The 16396-nt window shown below is 67.7% G+C and carries 23 protein-coding genes; 17 read left to right on the plus strand and 6 right to left on the minus strand.

The features are described 5' to 3' along the window. The first annotated feature begins 45 nt into the window (after window positions 1-45). Window positions 46-1266 (plus strand): cytochrome P450, encoded by a 1221-nt coding sequence (locus ACWEV3_RS34710; protein WP_452617948.1) that lies wholly within the window; start codon window positions 46-48, stop codon window positions 1264-1266. Between the two features lie 124 nt (window positions 1267-1390). On the opposite strand, the gene ACWEV3_RS34715 is transcribed toward ACWEV3_RS34710, so the two are convergent. Beyond that, on the minus strand, window positions 1391-1594 hold the full coding sequence (locus ACWEV3_RS34715) for a DUF397 domain-containing protein (RefSeq protein ID WP_452617949.1): 204 nt from the start codon (window positions 1592-1594) through the stop codon (window positions 1391-1393). A gap of 9 nt (window positions 1595-1603) precedes the next feature. After that, window positions 1604-2449 (minus strand): helix-turn-helix domain-containing protein, encoded by an 846-nt coding sequence (locus ACWEV3_RS34720; protein ID WP_452617950.1) that lies wholly within the window; start codon window positions 2447-2449, stop codon window positions 1604-1606. 221 nt (window positions 2450-2670) lie between these two features. Here ACWEV3_RS34720 and ACWEV3_RS34725 point away from each other — a divergent pair, with 221 nt between their 5' ends. The 8 genes from ACWEV3_RS34725 to ACWEV3_RS34760 all read left to right on the plus strand — a co-directional run bounded on the left by ACWEV3_RS34725 (window position 2671) and on the right by ACWEV3_RS34760 (window position 7004). Next, a complete protein-coding gene (locus ACWEV3_RS34725) occupies window positions 2671-3063 on the plus strand; it encodes a hypothetical protein (protein ID WP_452617951.1) in 393 nt (130 codons plus the stop codon). Between the two features lie 200 nt (window positions 3064-3263). Next, complete coding sequence (locus tag ACWEV3_RS34730; RefSeq protein ID WP_452617952.1) at window positions 3264-3509, plus strand: hypothetical protein; 246 nt, start codon at window positions 3264-3266, stop codon at window positions 3507-3509. 53 nt (window positions 3510-3562) lie between these two features. After that, on the plus strand, window positions 3563-3826 hold the full coding sequence (locus tag ACWEV3_RS34735; protein ID WP_452617953.1) for a helix-turn-helix domain-containing protein: 264 nt from the start codon (window positions 3563-3565) through the stop codon (window positions 3824-3826). A gap of 383 nt (window positions 3827-4209) precedes the next feature. Next, window positions 4210-4338, plus strand: a complete 129-nt coding sequence (locus ACWEV3_RS34740; protein WP_452617954.1) for a hypothetical protein — start codon at window positions 4210-4212, stop codon at window positions 4336-4338. A 167-nt stretch (window positions 4339-4505) separates the two neighbouring features. Next, complete coding sequence (locus ACWEV3_RS34745) at window positions 4506-4877, plus strand: SAV_915 family protein (RefSeq protein WP_452617955.1); 372 nt, start codon at window positions 4506-4508, stop codon at window positions 4875-4877. Continuing rightward, the gene (locus ACWEV3_RS34750; protein ID WP_452617956.1) at window positions 4874-5173 is read left to right on the plus strand and encodes a hypothetical protein; all 300 of its coding nucleotides are present in this window, start codon (window positions 4874-4876) and stop codon (window positions 5171-5173) included. The genes ACWEV3_RS34745 and ACWEV3_RS34750 overlap by 4 nt, the downstream gene beginning before the upstream one ends. 26 nt (window positions 5174-5199) lie before the next feature. Continuing rightward, complete coding sequence (locus ACWEV3_RS34755) at window positions 5200-6390, plus strand: hypothetical protein (protein WP_452617957.1); 1191 nt, start codon at window positions 5200-5202, stop codon at window positions 6388-6390. 149 nt (window positions 6391-6539) lie between these two features. Continuing rightward, on the plus strand, window positions 6540-7004 hold the full coding sequence (locus ACWEV3_RS34760; protein WP_452617958.1) for a hypothetical protein: 465 nt from the start codon (window positions 6540-6542) through the stop codon (window positions 7002-7004). Between the two features lie 121 nt (window positions 7005-7125). On the opposite strand, the gene ACWEV3_RS34765 is transcribed toward ACWEV3_RS34760, so the two are convergent. Both ACWEV3_RS34765 and ACWEV3_RS34770 read right to left on the minus strand, forming a co-directional pair. Further along, window positions 7126-8538 (minus strand): MFS transporter, encoded by a 1413-nt coding sequence (locus ACWEV3_RS34765; RefSeq protein ID WP_452617959.1) that lies wholly within the window; start codon window positions 8536-8538, stop codon window positions 7126-7128. Window positions 8539-8735: 197 nt separating this feature from the next. After that, complete coding sequence (locus ACWEV3_RS34770) at window positions 8736-9623, minus strand: alpha/beta hydrolase (protein ID WP_452617960.1); 888 nt, start codon at window positions 9621-9623, stop codon at window positions 8736-8738. Between the two features lie 76 nt (window positions 9624-9699). Between ACWEV3_RS34770 and ACWEV3_RS34775 the strand changes: the two genes are divergently transcribed. From ACWEV3_RS34775 to ACWEV3_RS34785, 3 genes are all read left to right on the plus strand, one after another. Beyond that, window positions 9700-10332 carry a TetR/AcrR family transcriptional regulator gene (locus tag ACWEV3_RS34775; RefSeq protein WP_452617961.1) on the plus strand — a complete coding sequence of 211 codons (633 nt, stop codon included), beginning with the start codon at window positions 9700-9702 and terminating at the stop codon, window positions 10330-10332. A gap of 150 nt (window positions 10333-10482) precedes the next feature. Further along, complete coding sequence (locus ACWEV3_RS34780) at window positions 10483-10758, plus strand: hypothetical protein (RefSeq protein ID WP_452617962.1); 276 nt, start codon at window positions 10483-10485, stop codon at window positions 10756-10758. 87 nt (window positions 10759-10845) lie between these two features. Next, window positions 10846-11439: a uridine kinase family protein gene (locus ACWEV3_RS34785; RefSeq protein WP_452617963.1), complete on the plus strand. Its 594-nt coding sequence runs from the start codon at window positions 10846-10848 to the stop codon at window positions 11437-11439. Window positions 11440-11445: 6 nt separating this feature from the next. On the opposite strand, the gene ACWEV3_RS34790 is transcribed toward ACWEV3_RS34785, so the two are convergent. Beyond that, on the minus strand, window positions 11446-11799 hold the full coding sequence (locus ACWEV3_RS34790; protein WP_358577103.1) for a hypothetical protein: 354 nt from the start codon (window positions 11797-11799) through the stop codon (window positions 11446-11448). Window positions 11800-11984: 185 nt separating this feature from the next. On the opposite strand from ACWEV3_RS34790, the gene ACWEV3_RS34795 reads away from it, so the two are divergent. From ACWEV3_RS34795 to ACWEV3_RS34805, 3 genes are all read left to right on the plus strand, one after another. Further along, a complete protein-coding gene (locus ACWEV3_RS34795) occupies window positions 11985-12410 on the plus strand; it encodes a Fur family transcriptional regulator (protein WP_452617964.1) in 426 nt (141 codons plus the stop codon). A 33-nt stretch (window positions 12411-12443) separates the two neighbouring features. Next, window positions 12444-13907: a catalase gene (locus ACWEV3_RS34800; RefSeq protein WP_452617965.1), complete on the plus strand. Its 1464-nt coding sequence runs from the start codon at window positions 12444-12446 to the stop codon at window positions 13905-13907. Between the two features lie 110 nt (window positions 13908-14017). Next, entirely contained in the window at window positions 14018-14404 is a 387-nt protein-coding gene (locus ACWEV3_RS34805; RefSeq protein ID WP_358577111.1) for an ankyrin repeat domain-containing protein, read from the plus strand. 316 nt (window positions 14405-14720) lie between these two features. Here ACWEV3_RS34805 and ACWEV3_RS34810 read toward each other — a convergent pair whose 3' ends face one another. After that, entirely contained in the window at window positions 14721-15305 is a 585-nt protein-coding gene (locus tag ACWEV3_RS34810) for a TetR/AcrR family transcriptional regulator (RefSeq protein WP_452617966.1), read from the minus strand. A gap of 88 nt (window positions 15306-15393) precedes the next feature. Here ACWEV3_RS34810 and ACWEV3_RS34815 point away from each other — a divergent pair, with 88 nt between their 5' ends. Further along, a complete protein-coding gene (locus ACWEV3_RS34815; RefSeq protein ID WP_452617967.1) occupies window positions 15394-16062 on the plus strand; it encodes an FMN-dependent NADH-azoreductase in 669 nt (222 codons plus the stop codon). Continuing rightward, window positions 16059-16382 (plus strand): DMT family transporter, encoded by a 324-nt coding sequence (locus ACWEV3_RS34820; RefSeq protein WP_397528808.1) that lies wholly within the window; start codon window positions 16059-16061, stop codon window positions 16380-16382. Before ACWEV3_RS34815 ends, ACWEV3_RS34820 begins: the two co-directional genes overlap by 4 nt. Window positions 16383-16396 lie beyond the last annotated feature (14 nt).

Genomic DNA, 16396 nt, shown 5'->3' on the forward strand with positions numbered 1-16396 from the left:
CCGGCGGTGATCGTGGCCGCAACGACCGCCACGAAAGGAAGACCGATGACTCAAGCGGTTCCCATCCCGCAGGGCCTCCCCATGGAGCGGAATGCGGGCCCCTTCGACCCGCCCCGCGAGATCTCCCGGCTGCGCGATGCTCGCCCGGTCAGTCCCATGCTCTTCCCCGACGGTCACGAGGGCTGGCTCGTCACCGGTTACGAGGCGGTCCGCCAGCTCCTGGCCGACACCCGGTTCAGCTCCCGCCAGGACATCGGCGTGATCCACGTGCCGTACGAGACCCCCGGCATGCCTGTCGCCACCGAACCTTCCCCGCAGATGCCGGGCCTGTTCGTCGCCATGGACCCGCCGGACCACACCCGGCTGCGGCGCAAGCTCACCGGCGCCTTCACCGTCAAGCGCATGAGGATGCTCGAAGAGCAGATCATCGCCGTCACCGAGCGGCAGCTGGACGAGCTGGCGCGCCTCGCCCCGCCGGTGGACCTGGTCAAGGAGTTCGCGCTGCCGGTGCCCTCGCTGGTGATCTGCGAACTGCTCGGCGTCCCGTACGCGGACCGGGAGACCTTCCAGGCCAACTCCTCCCAGTTCATGGTCAAGGACCAGACGCTCGAGGAGAAGATGGCCGCGGTCGGCGCCATGAACGCGTACCTCGCCGAACTGGTCACGAGCAAACGCGCCGACCCCGGCGACGACATCCTGTCCGACCTGGCCCGCCACGACGACCTCACCATCGAGGAGCTGACCGGCGCGGCCTTCCTGCTGCTGCTCGCGGGCCACGAGACCACCGCAAACATGCTGGCACTGGGCACCTTCGCGCTCCTGGAGCACCCCGAGCAGCTGGCCGAACTCCGCGCCGACCCGGATCTGCTCCCGGACGCCGTCGAGGAGCTCATGCGCTACCTGTCCGTCGCCGACGTCTTCTACCGCTACGCCGCGGAGGACATCGAACTCGGCGGTGAAACGATCCGCGAGGGATCGACCGTCGTCGTCTCGCTGCTGGCCGCCAACCGCGACCCCCAGCGCTTCGACGACCCCGACACCCTGGACATCCACCGCAAGGCCCGCGGTCACCTGTCCTTCGGCCACGGCATCCACCAATGCCTCGGCCAGCAACTGGCCCGCATCGAGATGCGCGCCGGTTTCGACGGACTCTTGCGCCGCTTCCCGACCCTCGAACTCGCCGTCCCCGCCGACGAGGTGAAGCTCAAGACCGACATGAACATCTACGGAGTCCACGAACTACCGGTCACCTGGACGACCCGGTAGAACCGCCGGCTCAAGAGCGCCAAGGCACGCCGGCGAGGTCCAAGCTCGGCGAGAAAACTCGGTCGTGATGCCTCGGAATGACAAGCGCCCCGCCCCTTCCGGGCGGGGCGTTTTGGTTCCTTCGTCAGCCGTCGAGCTCGCCCGTCTTGACTGCCGTCAGGAAGGCTGACCAGGTCTGCCGGTCGAACACGAACGCGGCGCCCCGTGGGTCTTTGCTGTCGCGTACGGCGGTGGCGTTGGCGAGACTGGCGATCTCGACACAATTGTTGTTACCGGTGGTGCGACTGGACTTGCGCCAGGTAACCGGCCCAAGCTCTGGGGCTCGCATGTAGCCCTCCTAGGTGAGGTCCTCGATCCGCCGTTCGAGCAACGTCGCCGACTCTCTGTCGCCGAGTGCTGTCACTCGCAGCTTATCGAACACTTCGGCATACACGGCCGTGTGGCTGGGCCGGTCGAGGTAATCGGCGTCCGTAAGTCCTTCGAGGTAGGCAAAGGTTGCCACCGGGTCGGCGAGATGGATCAACGTGAACGACGTCCCGAGCGCGATGTGTTCGCCAGTCTTGAACGGGAGTACTTGGATCGTGACGTGGCGAAGCTGGCCGATCTCGACGAGGTGCTGGAGCTGGGCACGCAGTACGTGCCGACCGCCAACTTCCCGGTACAGCGCGGCCTCGCCAAGCACCACCCACAGCGAGGGCGGGTTATCGGCATGGAGTCGCTTGCCGCGTAGCACGCGCTCCGTCACCCGCGCCTCGATCTCGTCGGCGGTATTTGCAACCGACAGCGAGAGGACTGCTCGGGCGTAGTCCTCTGTTTGCAGTGTTCCAGGGATGAGTTCGCTGTCGTAGACCTTGACCTCGGCTGCGGCGGTCTCCAACGCGACGTAGGTCTGTCCCCAGTCGGGTACGCGCGAGGGCCTGTCGCGCTTGCGTGCTTCGGTCCCGAGCCGGCGGACCTTTTCCGCCTCTCCGCCCTCGACCCCGTAGAGCTCGATGAGTCGGTCGACCTCCGCCAGGCTGATCGTCACGTCCCCCTTTTCAAGCTTGGTTACCTTCGCGACGTACCAGCCCAGTTTGGGCGCGACGTCTTTCGGCTTGAGCTCGGCGCGCTCGCGCAGCAGCCGAAGGATGATCCCGAGCTGCACCCGCCTGACGGCAGGGTTCAGAGCTTCTGAGTTGACCATGCTCACCATCCTCCACCGAACCGGCGCCGCGAACCAACTACCCCGATCGGTCTATTTCGAACTAGGAATTCCTGACTGTGTCTTCCGTCATGGTCTATGTTGATCGCCAAGCGCTGGGAGACAGGTTACCGAAGCCTCATCGCGAGGAAGTGGCAGACATGCAGGCGAGGCATCTGAGGCTTCGAGCGGCGGTTCGAGTGGACGAGAGGAGTGCTGGCAACATGATGCTTCTGAGTCGGGAATTCCTGAGAAGAAATATTGACTCGACTCATCGAGCAGCGATCGAGGCTGTCGAGGCGAGTGCCCGGGCAGGCTTCCGCTTCCGGCACCTGCCCACGCTGGACAACTTGCTCGCTGTGCAGGGGATTCGGGTGTCAGCCGGTGCGATGGATATGTACATGGCTGAGGCGCCGGGAAAGGCCATCGGGGCGCGGTTTCGGATCGAGGACCTCGAACTTGATCGAACTCCTCCCGCCCTGTGGCATCGGCATGGACCAGTGCCCGACGTCGTGTTCGGCCTGCTCGAACTCCCGCCTCATGGCTCGCCGGGTGCTCCGACGTTGGCGCGCTCGTGCCCGAGTGGTCTGTGGGTGCCTGGCGATGTCTTGGCATGACTGGGTTTTCGGGCGAATGGTGGCCGGGACTGTTCACCGCCCGGCTTCACCGGGTTGCGCCCGGCAACACGCGGCGGCTCCCGTTCGGCCAGGTGTGGCTGGGGCTCGCTGATTGCGGAGCTGTGTGTACGCCGCCGCATCCATCTGTGATCGGGCGCCTGCCTCGGTGCCCGCGATGCTTCGGAAAGGATTGAGCTGGGGTGTCTCATTTGCTGCTGTTCCTCGCGGGCATGGTGCCCGCTCTCGCGTTGCTCGTGCTTGTTGTCTGGCGGATGTACGTCGCCGAGCCTGCGGGCCAGCACACGGGTGCAGGTGGGGGCGGGTTGACGGTCGCCCATCTACTCAGCCGGGTCGAGCGCGAGCGCAGCGAAGTCGAGAGCACGGGTCGTCACGCGTTGCGTGAGGACGTTGCGGCCAGGATCGCGGCGATCGTGGGGGTGGTGTAGCTGTGTCGACTCGATCCAAGGAGTTGCAGGAGCTCTCAGGAGGAAGTCCTGCCATGCGGAAGATCAAAACTGGCACTCGACTCAAGCCAGCTGCGCGCGAAAGGCTCGCGCACGTCCTCAGAACTAAATACGAGAAAGGCGCGAGCATTCGGCAACTCTGCGAGGAGTCCGGACGGTCCTATGGGATCGTGCACCGCATGCTCGCCGAGGCCGGTGTCCAGTTCCGGCCTCGCGGCGCAGCCGGCAAAGCCGCCGAAGAGGCTGCGCTGCAGCTTGGCGAGCATTCTGCGCCGACCCTGTCTCGCGCTGCGCTATGAGCACGAGGGGGCCGAAGCGGTTCCTGCCGATGGCGTGGCGTGTCGAACGGGTATCGCCGACTGAGGTCTACACGTTCCGCTGGGGGCGTGGTGCCGGTTATCTCACCGTGCATCGCGGCGATATCGGCAGCTCGCACGAGGACGACCACCTCATCGAAACTATCCACATTGGACGCAGCTGGGTTGATGAGTCGGATGTCGCTGCGCAAGCGCGGTCGTGGTTGCGCTCGCGGATCGGTCCGCGCCGCCGTGGCGCCTGAGTTTCAAAGCTGCTCGATGTCGATGTCCCCGATCGTCGGCATCGAGCTCGGCCGGTCGGTGCGGGCTCTCCCAGGGCGCCGACCGGCCACCCAATTCCGTCCATGCTCGAAAGGAGCCACCGCATGCCCGACCCGCTTGACGATCAGCTCGAGGTGACCGGGCCGCCGATTCCGACGTCCGTTGAAGTCGAGCCCGTAGCCACTGGAATCGGAAGCAAGATCGACCAGGACCAGGACGAAGCCGATGACTGAGTAGTTCTTCGCTGTTCCAGTCCGAGGCCGGCGCGGTAGAGATGATCTACGGCGCCGGCCGTTGTCGTGTCTGCGCCGTTTGAGTGATGTGACGCCATGAACGCCGACGAGCAAGATCGTCTCGGTATCGTGCCGACCTGGGAAAACCGCCGAATTAGGGGGAACGCTTGGCTTACGGCGATAGGGACGTGATGCGGGAACACGGAGACGTGGCGCCCTCGGTGATCGGCTCCGAGTTTTCCGCACCGTTGGAGGAAGAGGAAAGCCCCGCGACTGCGTACATCCCGTGTGAACGCGTCACCAAAGGCAACACCGACGTGACCGTGGAACTCCGGCACACCCCAGACGGGCAGCGTGCCCTGCTGGCGTTCACCTCGCTTGAGCACCTCGTCGAGGGCTGCGGCGACGGCCAACCCTGGGTTGCTGTCCGAGGGGAACAGATCGAAGACATCAAGAGCCGCAGTGATGCGGATGTGGTCGTGTGGGACGCCGCCTTGCCGATCGAAGAACGCAGCACGAGATTCCAGCAGGGGGAATGATGTCTGATCTGCATGCTGATCCCGCGTTGCTGAGCGCGCTGGCGGGCAGGCTGCGCAATGCCAGCGCGGTCCTGGAGGGTGGAGCAAACCCGCCGCCAGACCCGCAGGCCGGCGTCATCACCGGTGCCGTGCACGGGGCGCTCGCTCTGTTGACCGAGGCACTCGGAAACATCTCGACTGGTCTGGCCGCGGTGGGCGATGCGACCGCGGAGAGCCAGGCTGTGTACGCCGAGACCGACTACGAGCACGCGGTCGAAATCCAGGCCACCGAGCTCAACGCTGAGCAACCGCGCTAGGGCTTACTGGGGGAGGTAATTGGTTCATGTCGCTGGACACCGAAGTCAAGGGAGATCCCGACAGCCTGACCGCCGTGTGTGACTGGGCGAACGCGCAGTCCGAAGGCGTCGAAGAAGCCGCACGGCAGATCCAGCTCACCAGCGCCGAATCCGAGGGCGGCTGGCAGGGCGCCGCAGCCGACGGGTTCCGTGCCGTGTTGATCGCGGCCGGCAAGATGGCCGACACCGAAGTCCGCGCACTCAAGGACACCTGCCGTGAGCTGCAGACCCACGCCGACGACTTGAACACGGTCAAGGCCATGATGCAGCGCGCCCGCGACGTTGCCGCCGAGGGCGGACTCGTGATCAATGGATTCAAGATCGAGGAACCGGGGCCTGCGCCGCCCGATCCCAAGGCCCTGCCCCAAGGACGAGCCGCGACACCGCAGGAACAGCAGGAACACGCCGCAGGAGTCCAAGCGCAAGCGGCCTTCGACAAGAAAGCCCGGGCCTACGCCGAGGCAGCTCAGATCGTGAAGGACGCGCGCGACAAGGAGTCGCAGTCCCAACACGTCTTGGTGCGCTTCCTGACCGGCGTGTTGGACCCGGTGAAGCTGTCGCTGACGCTTACCGACATCTCCGGTGGTTTCATCGGAGCGACCGCAGTGCGGACCAGCAAGTTCCACCAGGTTGCCGACGACGCGCTGGCCAAGGCCGAGCGGGCAGCGAACCTGACCACAAGCCAGAACCTCAGCCTCGCCAACCGCACCAAGGCGGCGGCAATCCAGATCACGAACGACCTGCGCGCCAAGGACGCCATCGACCAGGCGATGTCCACACGCGCGGCAAACGTGATCAGCCGATTCCCTCCGCGGGTCCGTAACGCCCTTGGCTTCCTGGACGCCAAACTCCTGCCCAAGAACGTCAAGGCGCCCAGCCCGTTCCTCATCGGGGCAACCAAAATGGGCAAGATCATCCCAGGAATCGGGTTCGTCGCGACGGCGGTCGGCGTCGGCTACGACATCGGTCAAGGCAAAGACCCGACCATCGCCGTCGCCAGCGGCACAGGCAGTCTGCTCTCCGGTGCGGTCGTCGGTGCGGCGGTCGGCGGCCCGCCTGGTGCGATCATCGGAGGTGTGGTCGGCATCGGTGTCGGCTTCGCGATCGATGAGTTCGGCGACGACATGATCAACATCGGGAAGAAGCTCGAAGAGATCAACCCGAAGATGACCCGGTGAGGACTGCCGTGACCGCCACACCCCGACCAAACCCGAAAACCGGTGAGCCGCGACCGCCCCAAGCGCCCAGGTTCACCGCTTGGGGAGACCTGCCGCGACGGTCCGCTCGGTTCGCGCGGTTGCCGGAAGCGCCAGAGGGCCGGGGCCCGGTGTTGGAGTGGTACCACCGCTCCAACGAAGGCGCCTTCCTGTCCGGTGTGATCGTCTCGGCCATCATGTTCGTCATCCTGTGCCTCATGGACTGGGGCTTCGACTGGATCTGGACAACACCCTGGCTCTGGATGTTCGTCGTGGCGGTCGCACCCCTCTGGGGACTCTGGATCATCTCCCGCAACCGCTGGGGCATCTCAGCAGGAGCCGACTGGCTCGCGATCAAAAGCGGTTACGTCGACCTCTATGAACTCACCGAGATCAAGGTCGAAGGCACCAGCGGCGGGCTGTCGTGGGACATCCAGCTCACCGACAAAAAAGGCACCGAACTCTGGCTCGACGCCAAAGAACTCCAAGCCAACCAAGCCCTCTGGGACCTCGTCTACAACGGCATCCGCTACTCCGTCCAACGCGGCAGCGCCAAGACCAACCCGCGCGCGCTGGACAAGCTGCGGCTGCGGTAGTCAATAACGTCGGTGCTTGAGAATTGATGGTTCTTGCTGCGGGCGGTGTCGGCTGGTGGAAGCAAACCCGGTCAGGGCCGGTGCGGGTTCGCATCGGCCCTGACCGCTTTTCAGGCGTTGATCACGCTTGTGGGGATTTAGCTTCCTCCTCCGGTTCGGGCATCGTGATTCGTCGGGTGATCAGCCAGGCCGCCGTCAGTCCGGTGACGGCGAGTGCGCTTGCCGTGACGAAGGGGTCGATGCTCGTTGCGAGGGTCGGGGCGAAGGCGATGCCGATGTAGAGGGCGATTCCCGTTGAGCCGCCGAGTTGGTCCGCCGCTCGCTGGACTCCCGATGCCACTCCCGCATCTTCTTCGGTCACGCCCGTGACCGCCGCGTACTGCAGCCCGACCAGGCCGAAGCCCATGCCCGCCGCGATCAGCACCATCGCCGGGATGGTCGCCGCCGCGCCCGCTCCGCCGGACGACGGGATCGCGATCGCCGCCATTCCCGCTGCGGTCAAGGCGATTCCGGCTCCCGCGCATGCCCTGGCGCCCCAACGTTCCAGCAGTCGAGGCACGAACGTCGCAGCCGCGACGAGCGAAATGGCCAGCGGGAGGAGCGTCAGCCCCGCCTCTAGCGGGGTGAGGAGGGCGCGTTGCTGAAGGTGGAGGGTGAACAGCATGAACGACGTCGACAGCGCCGCGCTGAGGAGCGCGGTGGCGAGGTTGGCCATGACCCGCGTCTTGTTGCGGAAGAACGTCAGCGGGATCAGCGGCTCCGCCGATCGCTTTTCCACCACGACGAAAAGCGTCCCGGACACCGCCGACGCGATCAGGGCGACGGCCGTGATCCACGGGGCCGCGCCGCCCTCGCCCGCCTCGATGACGCCGAACGCGAACAGCAGTGGCGTGAGCGTCAGCAGCAGCGAACCCGGCAGGTCGAGCGGACCGCGTGCGACGGCACTGTCCGCGGGGACGAGCGCGATGGCACCGATGATCACCAGCACGACGAACGGAACGCTGACGAGGAAGATCCACCGCCAACCGTAGAGTTCCGTGATGATCCCCGAGAGCACGAATCCCACCACGAGACCTGTGCTCGCCACCGCCGCCCACACGCTCAGCGCGCGCGAGCGGCGAGGGCCTTCGGGGAACATCAGGACGATCGTCGCCATCGACGCCGGCAGCGCGAGCGCCTCGCCGACGCCCTGCAGAAGCCGCGCCACCACCAGCAACGGGAACGACGGCGCGAGGCCGGCGAGCAGCGAGGCGGCCCCGAAGAGCGCGGTCCCCGCGATCAGGACGCGTCGGCGGCCGAGCACGTCGCCGAGGCGGCCGCCGAGCATCAGCAGTCCGCCGCCGGTGATCGTGTACGCGACGACGACCCAGGTCAGCTCGCGGGCGCTGACGCCCAAGCCCGCCCCGATCGACGGCAGCGCCACGTTCACCACGGTCACGTCGATGGCGATGAGGAACTGCAGCGTGGCGAGGCAGCCGAGAACGGACCACGCCCGGATGTCAGCCCGGCGTGGATTGGAGATGTCTGAGGTCAAGAGGGTGCTCCGATATCCGAAAGGAATCTGAGCAGCACGAAGAGGCCGCTCCGGTCCATGACGTGGAGCGGCGGAGCGTTAGGAGAGCACCGCCGCTAGCGGAGCGTCCTCGTGACAGCGGCAGCGGCCGCGGCAGAAGCGCCAGACATGCTGCGCAGGCTAGCACCGCGATGAGCGCGCGCCACAACGGTTTTTCGCTACGCCTCCGGCTTGAGGTGCCCGGTCAGGAAAGCGATCTGATCCGCTACGGCCTGCCCGACGGCCGGTGGGTGGTAGATCGTGAAGTGGTCGGCGTCGTAGTGCTTGAGGACCGCGCGAGGTGCGGCGGCGGCGACCTTCGCCGCGATCGCCGGATCGATGAGGTTCTCGTGGTCGCACGCGCACACCAGCAGTGGACAGCGCACGCGCGCGGCTTGCGCGGACGCGTTGTAGAACAACATGTCCAGCCCCGAGCTGGCAGTGATCCGGTTGTCGAACCGGTAGCCGGGCGGCGTGACCGACTGCCAGCCCTCCAGCGCCCCGGGCTGGTTGACGAACGCCAGCTCGCCGGGCCGGCCCACGAGCTGCACATATCGCCGGGGAAGGCGGAGCGCGGTGCGCACCAGGTCGGAGATGATCGGCACGGTGAACCGGGCGAGGTGCCGCACTCCTGCCCGGGCGACGACCGCGCGCCCGTTGAGCACCGGGCATTGCACGACCGCGGCGGCGAGCTCGGGATGGCGAGCGGCCGCCGCGATCACGTGGCTCGCGCCGAAGGACGTTCCCCACAACGCCATCCGCCCGGGGTCGAGTTCGGGGCGGGAGCGGGCGAACGCCAGAGCGGCGTCGACGTCGGTGGCGTACCGGCGCCGGCTCACCAGTTGGCGCGGCCGGCCGCCCGATTCGCCGAGGTGGCGGAAGTCGAACGCCACCACAGCCAGGCCCGCGTCGGAGAACCACTTCTCGTACTGGCCGAGCATCATCTCGTGCGTTGCCCCGCCGCCGTGCACCAGCACGACGACCGGATGCGGTCCCGGGCCGGTCGGCAGCGTCAGCCACGCCGCGCACCGGTCGTCGCCGGAGCGGAAGGTCGTGCGGATCGTCATCGCGCCTCGCTTTAGGTACGTTGTACGTGAACGGCGTCGAGTCAAACACGTACGACGTACTTAATCAAGGAGGGGTATGCCCGCACCCAGGAAGTTCACGCGGGAGCAGCTGCAGGCCGCCGCCCTGGCGCTGGTCGACGAGCAGGGGCTGGCCGGGTTGACCATGCGCAGCCTCGCGGCGGCGCTGGGCACCGGTCCGATGACGATCTACAACTACGTGGACGGGCGCGAAGGACTGGAGCAGCTGGTCACCGAGGCCGTGATGGCCCAGGCGAGCTGGGCGGCCGAACCTCCCGGCGACTGGGCGGACGAGGCGCTCGCGGTCGCGGAGGAGATGTGGCGCGCCGTGCGAGCTCACCCGCACGCCATCCCGCTGATCCTCACCCGGCGCAGCCTCGACGTGGCCACGCTCGCGCCGGCCGAGGCGCTGTTGCAGGCGCTCGCGCGCGGCGGCCGGTCCGGGGCCGAGCTTCTCGTGGCGTTCCGCGCGGTGTCCGGATTCATCACGGGTTTCGCGCAGGCCGAACTCGCCGGCCCGCTGTCCGCGGCGCGCGACGAGGACCTCTCGGCGATCATCGATCGGGTCGAAACCCTGCCGCCCGAACGCTTTCCGAAGCTGATCGAGATCGCGCGCGCCGCCGCCGAGAGCGAACCCGGGGCCGAATTCCGCGCTGGGCTGCGGATAATCCTGGCGGGGCTCAAGGCGTAGGCGGCGTGCGCGCCGCGCGAAGGTGCTCTTCCGGTGGGTCGGCGTTGGTAATCTTCCGGTATGCCTGTTCCCGGGGCCGTTCGCGAGCGAATCCGCGCTTTCTTGGATGAGGGCGACGAGATCCGGTACGTCTTTCCCGCCACCATTCCGATGAGCATTCAGTCGAGCGTTCTGGTCGTCGTGAGCCGCGCGGCCATCACCGTGCTGTCGACCGGTTTCTGGTCCACGAAGGTGCCGAAGTCGGTCGTCGCGCGGCTTCCGCGCCACACCGTTCTCGGCCCGGTGAGCACGCAGACCACGCCGTACTTCAGCCTGGACGGCATCGACTACGAGCTCGACGACGAGTACGTCGCCGTGGTCAACGCCGCCGATGCGGAAATCGCGTCGCCGCAGGGCTTTCCGCAGGATCCGCTGCCGGACCTCTGACTCCGCGGTGCCCGGCGGTCCGGCGGCGCTCCGGATCCGTGATACTCCCGGTGGTTTCGTCCGGCGGGTCGTGGTTGGGGTTCTTCGTTGAGTGTTGGGTCTGCTGTGCTGGCCGGGCTCGTGCGGTGGGCACGCGCCGGTTCTCCCCGGCTCGGTCCTTCCGGCGGGGAGGGGCGGCTCGTCGTCGTCGACGGGCCCGCCGGTTCGGGCAAGACGACGCTCGCTGCTCAGCTCGCGGAGGCGCTGCCCGCTCAGGTCGTGCACATGGACGATCTGTACGAGGGGTGGAGCGGGATGGCCGGCGGCGTTGAGCGGCTCGGTGCTCAGGTGCTCGATCCGCTGGCCGCCGGCCGGGACGGGCGGTACCAGCGGTACGACTGGGACGCCGGCGCGTTCGCGGAATGGCACGATGTTCCGCGCGCTCCCTACCTCGTCGTCGAGGGCTGCGGGGCGGGAGCGCGGCGGTTCGCCGACCTCACGACGCTCCTGGTGTGGGTCGAGGCGGAGGACGCAGAGCGCCTCGATCGCGGCATCGAGCGCGACGGCGACGACGCGCGCGGCCACTGGCACGCGTGGATGGCCGCCGAGCGCGCGGTCTACCAGACCGAGGGCACCGCTCGGCGGGCCGACGTGCGCCTCGACGGGTGGGGCGCGGTCACCTGGCCTGCGACGGGTCTGTAGAGACGGCTAGACGTCGAGGTACCGGTGCCGGTCGTCGGCGGGCGAGATCAGGACTCGGCCTTCGCGGATCTGCCATTCGCTGGTGCCGTCGATCTCGTGGCTCGCGAGGAACAGGCCCCGGACGCGGTCGCCGTCCTCGTCGGAGGCGGGGACCCGGGCGATCTCGGTGAGCTGGTCGAGCAGCCAGCTCACCGCGAGCTCTCGGACGTCGCCGCCGTAGAAGGCGTAGCAGGTCCAGTTGAAGTGCCGCCGGGGCAGGCCCCAGCCGTGGGAGTAGTGGTCGTCGTCGTGCGCGGAGATGATCTCCCGGATGGCGGCGAGCTGCTTCTGGTCGCACTCCAGCCAGCCTCTGATCGACACGTAGACACCCACTCATCAGCCCTCCGTCACTCACACGGGTAATCATGATCCTCGGGCATGTTCGGCCCGTTTGGCCAGGTCGTGCCTGGTGTGGCGCTCGTGCGCGGGGTTCTTCGCCGCTGCGGGAGGGGCACCGCGCGCGTCTTTATTTGATTCGTTCCAGAAAAGCTGGTAGGTATGGGTACATGCCGTCCATCGATGCCGCCGCCCTCCTCAAGGGGGCGTCGTTGCGGGTGACCCGTCCGCGGGTCGCCGTGCTCACGATGGTCTCGGACAATCCGCATGCGGACACCGACACCATCGCGACGGCGGTCCGCCGCGAGCTGGGTTCGGTGTCGACCCAGGCGGTCTACGACGTCCTGCGCGCGCTGACCGAGGCGGGCCTGGTCCGTCGCATCGAGCCGGCCGGTTCGCCCGCCCGGTTCGAGACGCGCGTGGGCGACAACCACCACCATCTGGTGTGCCGCAACTGCGGCGCCATCGCCGACGTCAACTGCGCCGTGGGCGAGGCGCCCTGCCTGCACACCGAGGACCAGCACGGATTCGTGCTCGACGAGGCCGAGGTGACCTTCTGGGGCATCTGCCCCGATTGCCTCTCCCGTGCCGAGTGAGCCAGCCAACATCCCACCACCGAGGAGCGAGTTTTGCCCGAGAACAACCAGAAACCGTTGACCACGGTGGCCGGTGCGCCGGTCCCTGACAACCAGAACTCCCTGACCGCCGGTCCGCGCGGCCCGATGCTGCTGCAGGACGTCTGGTTCCTGGAGAAGCTGGCGCACTTCGACCGCGAGGTCATCCCGGAGCGCCGGATGCACGCCAAGGGCTCGGGCGCTTTCGGCACCTTCACGGTGACCAACGACATCACCCGGTACACCAAGGCGAAGATCTTCTCCGAGGTGGGCAAGAAGACCGACCTGTTCGTCCGGTTCTCGACCGTCGCCGGCGAGCGCGGCGCGGCCGACGCCGAGCGCGACATCCGCGGCTTCGCGCTGAAGTTCTACACCGACGAAGGCAACTGGGACATCGTCGGCAACAACACCCCGGTGTTCTTCTTCCGCGACCCGCTGAAGTTCCCCGACCTCAACCACGCGGTGAAGCGCGACCCGCGCACCAACCTGCGCAACGCCGAGAACAACTGGGACTTCTGGACCAACCTCCCCGAGGCGCTGCACCAGGTCACGATCGTGATGTCGGACCGCGGCATCCCGGCGTCCTACCGCCACATGCACGGCTTCGGCTCGCACACCTACAGCTTCATCAACGCCGAGGGCGAGCGGTTCTGGGTCAAGTTCCACCACCGCACCCAGCAGGGCATCAAGAACCTGACCGACGCCGAGGCCGAGGCACTGGTCGGCAAGGACCGCGAGTCCCACCAGCGCGACCTCTTCGACGCGATCGAGCGCGGCGACTTCCCGAAGTGGAAGCTGTACGTGCAGATCATGCCGGAGGCCGACGCCGACACGTACAAGTACCACCCGTTCGACCTGACCAAGGTGTGGTCCAAGAAGGACTACCCGCTGATCGAGGTCGGCGAGTGGGAGCTCAACCGCAACCCCGACAACTACTTCGCCGACGTGGAGCAGGCCGCGTTCACCCCGGCGAACGTGGTGCCGGGCATCAGCTTCTCGCCCGACAAGATGCTGCAGGGCCGGCTGTTCTCCTACGGTGACGCCCAGCGGTACCGCCTGGGTGTGAACCACCACCAGATCCCGGTCAACGCGCCGAAGAACCCGGTGAACTCCTACCACCGCGACGGTGCCATGCGCATCGACGGCAACCAGGGCGCCACCCCGGGCATCGAGCCGAACTCCTACGGCCGCTGGCAGGAGCAGGCCTCCTACCGCGACCCGGCGCAGGCCGTGGGTGCCGTCGCCGACCGGTTCAACTACCGCGAGGACGACGACAACTACTTCGAGCAGCCCGGCATCCTGTTCCGCAACATGTCGCCGGAGCAGCAGCAGGTGCTCTTCGAGAACACCGCGCGGGCGATCGACGGCGCCTCGCAGGCGACCATCGAGCGGCACATCGCCAACTGCACCAAGGCCGACGCGGCCTACGGCGAGGGCGTCCGCAAGGCGATCGAGGCCCTGGCCGCGAGCAAGGGCTGACGCCGCCCAGGTCTTCGACCTGGACAGCAGGAACGGCGGCCACGGGAAGCCGTGGCCGCCGTTGCTGTTCCGGAACCGGAATTCTCAGACGTGATCAGGAAGAGCTGCTGATGAGCCACGGTGGACTTACCCCGGAGCAGACCGAGCGCGTCGTGGCGATCGCCATGGACCTGGCCCGGGAAGGCGAAACCGCGCAGCTGGCGGAGTTCGTCGACCACGGGCTCCCGGTCGACGTGGCCGACCAGGGCGGCAACACCCTGCTCATGCTCGCCGCCTACCACGGGCACGCCGGAACGGTGCGCGCGCTGCTCGACCGCGGCGCGAACCCCGACCTGCGCAACGAGCGCGACCAGGCGCCGATCGCCGGTGCGCTGTTCAAGGGCGCAGACGAGGTGGTGGCCGTGCTCCGCGAGGCCGGCGCGGACCTCGACGCGGGAACGCCCAGCGCGCGGGCCGCCGCCACCATGTTCGGCCGGGAGCACCTCCTCGCCGACTGAGACGCGACCTCGTCGCATTGATTTCACTTGCATTGAAGTTTTCCAGCCTCGTTTTGCGTGGCGGTGCGGGTGGCGGAACCTCAGAGGCTCCCTGGACTGTGGGTGCCCTGACTTATGTATGCCCAATACACGGCGTCAGGGCCGTCCTCGCCGAGGGAACCCCGGAGGGGTGGGCACCGTGAACCCGCGGCGGCGCCAGCGTCGTAGGTGGGCTATGCGCCTGCGGCGCATGCGACAGCCCATCGACGTGTGGCTTTGCGGCCCGCGGCTGCGGGCCGACCAGGATGAAAAACGCTCACTGCAAGGGTTTTCGCCCTCAAAGGATTCTGCGGGCCAATTCCGCCAAGGCCGCTTTGATCCGCTTCGCCTCCATTCCCAGGGTTTCGTGCTGGTGCCGGAAGACCTCCGGGGCCAGCGGCGCCAGCAGGGAGTCCGTCAGGGCTTCCGGGTCTGCCAGGGAAGATTCCGCGAGCAGCGAGCGGACGTGCGCTCGCCAGAACCCGTAGGCGCCCGTCTCGAACCGGGATCTGCCCACTTCGGTGCCCAGGACCAGGTGGATGTGCCGCTCCAGCAAGTCGACCATGGCTTCGTAGAAGGCCGCCAGGCGCTCGGCCGGCGGCGCGCCCGGTCCCAGCGGCGGGTCGCCGCGCAGCAACCTCTCCTGCAGCGCTCGCTCGTGCTCGTCCAGCAGGGCCGTGGCGATGGATGCGCGATCCGGGTAGCGGCGGTACAAGGTCGCGCGTCCCACGCCGGCTGCGTTCGCGATGTCCTCCATCGTCACGCTCTGGGCGCTGCGGGTCGCGAACAGCTCCTCCGCCGCGGCCAGGATGCGGGCGCGGTTGCGGGCCGCGTCCGCGCGCTCCCGCCCGCGCTGGTTCGGTCGCAGCAGGTCATCGTCCATGGGGGGCAGCCTAGGGAATATCCGGACAGTGCGTCCAGTTATGGTCGACGACACAACCGGACACGACGTCCACTTGAAGGAGTCGACCATGCTGCTCCACCTCGACGCCAGCGCGCGAAGCCGCTCGTTCTCCCGGGCGCTCACCGAGCGCTTCGCCCTCGCCTGGCAGGCCGCCAACCCCGGTCAGGACTACGTCCACCGCGACCTCGCCGCGGAGCCGGTGCCGCCGATCGGGCAGGCGTGGACCGAGATCTGCGACGACCTCCTGCGACACGGGATCACCGAGCCCGACCGCTACCGCGAGGCCGTTCGCACGCCGGCGCAGCGCGCCGCGTGGGCCGTGTTCGAACCGCTGCTCTCCGAGCTGCTCGCCGCCGACGTCGTGCTCATCGGCAGCCCCATGTACAACTTCTCGATCCCCGCGGCGCTGAAGCTGTGGATCGACCAGGTCACGTTCCCGCGGATGTCCCTGGCCGGCCGGTCCTTCGTGGTCGTGAACGCGCGCGGTGGGTCCTACCTCCCGGGGACGCCCCGGGAGCCGGTCGACCACCAGGAGCGGTACCTGCGGGACTTCTTCGCCGGGCACTTCTCGGTCGACGACGTCACCTTCATCAACTCCGAACTCACCAACGCGCTGGTCGATCCGCAGATCGAGCACCTCGCGGAGCAGCAGCGGGCGTCCGCGACGTCGGCGGAGCAGCGGGTGGACGCGGTCGTCGCGGAACTGTCGGCGCGACGCGCGGGAGGCGTGCGGTGAACTGGCTGCTGCTGATCGCGGCGGGACTGGTCGAGGTGGCTTGGGCGCAGAGCATCAAGCCCACCGAGAACTTCACCAAGCCGCTGCCGACGCTGCTGTGCCTCGTGCTCTGCGCTGCCGCCGTCTACCTGTTGTCGCGGGCGATGAACACGGTGCCGGTCGGCACGGCGTACCTGGTCTTCACCGGGATCGGGGCGGCGGGGGCGATCGTGCTCGGCATCCTCCTCTACCGGGATCCCGTCAGCCTCGGGCGGATCCTCGCGCTCGCGCTGATCGTGGGCGGCGTCGCGCTCGCCAGGGTGAGCGAGACGGCCCAGTAGAACCGGACACGGCC

It is taken from the genome of Saccharopolyspora sp. NPDC003752, from assembly GCF_053605825.1.